The sequence below is a fragment of the Hymenobacter amundsenii genome (assembly GCF_002204745.1).
Taxonomy (GTDB): Bacteria; Bacteroidota; Bacteroidia; order Cytophagales; family Hymenobacteraceae; genus Hymenobacter; species Hymenobacter amundsenii.
In genome coordinates, this window is the sequence record NZ_NIRR01000097.1 from 1 (window position 1) to 1,013 (window position 1,013).

Annotated in this window: 1 protein-coding gene; it reads right to left on the bottom strand. The window is 56.5% G+C overall.

The window, feature by feature from the left end:
* Positions 1–6 precede the first annotated feature (6 nt).
* On the bottom strand, positions 7–1,011 hold the full coding sequence (locus CDA63_RS20070; protein WP_088466226.1) for an IS701 family transposase: 1,005 nt from the start codon (positions 1,009–1,011) through the stop codon (positions 7–9).
* Positions 1,012–1,013 lie beyond the last annotated feature (2 nt).

Sequence of the window (1,013 nt, forward strand, 5' to 3'; positions counted from 1 at the left end):
TAGGACTTACGCAAAACGAAGCGTGGGCTGGGCTAGTTCGCGGCGCAAATAGTCGTCGAGTAAGCCTTGCTTGAGTTGATATACTGTTTGGCCTGTTTGGTACGCTACTCGTTTTAGACTGGTCCAGGTGCGCAGGGCCAAGGAAATATGGTTGCGCTGGCTGCGGGCCAATCGGCACTGGCAAGCCTGCAGGCCGGTAAGCTGTTTGGCTTCGCGATGAAATTGTTCAATCAACCAGCGGACGTTGCTTTCTTGCTCGGCAGCGGCCGTGTCGTCTTGTGCTAGCTCGTTGGTGACGAGGTAGTCCGTCCGGTGGGTAGACACCAGTACGCGGAAACATTTCAACTTAACGTCTTGGGGCATCTTTTTGACCTTAAGCAGCTTGCCGTGGGCCACGTCTTGCGCTGACCAGTTCAGGCAAGCCAGTGGCTGGTAAGGCTGCTGGCCGCCCGAGTCATCGACTAAGCGGTTGCTTTTGAGCGGACAGTAAAACAGTTTTTCTTCCTTGATCAGCCACTTAAACACGTCCGTCGTGGCGTACCACGAGTCCATGAGCACCGTGCGGTAGGCAATCTGCCGGACGCGTAACTGCATGAGCATGTCGCGCACGTGCGCGTGTTTGTCTTTGCCATCTACCTCGGGAGCGAAGAGGCGATAATCCAGCAGCCAGAACTGGTCTGTATCGGGATTGACATAGACGCAGTTGACCAGGCCGATACCTTTGATCAGGCCGTGCGCGTTGCCCGAGTACTGGCGGCGCACCAAGGCGATGTGGTGGCTGTGGGACTTATCGAGCACCGTATCATCAAAGAGTACGTAACCCCGCTCACTGGCCACGAACTCGCCTTGCAGCTGCTGCCAGCGTTGGCGGGGCGTGAAGCGGCGGGTTTTGAGAAAATACTGCACGTTGTCGTGCGTCAGACCAGCCAGGTGCTCGGCCAGGTAAGTGCCGGTGTAATTGACGTGGCTGCTGAGCAGAAATTGGCCGTAAAGCTGCACCGTGACTTTCATGC

Bases quoted from the DNA above. Each gene is read 5' to 3' on its own strand.
- CDA63_RS20070 (WP_088466226.1), bottom strand. From the start codon at position 1,011: ATGAAAGTCACGGTGCAGCTTTACGGCCAATTTCTGCTCAGCAGCCAC.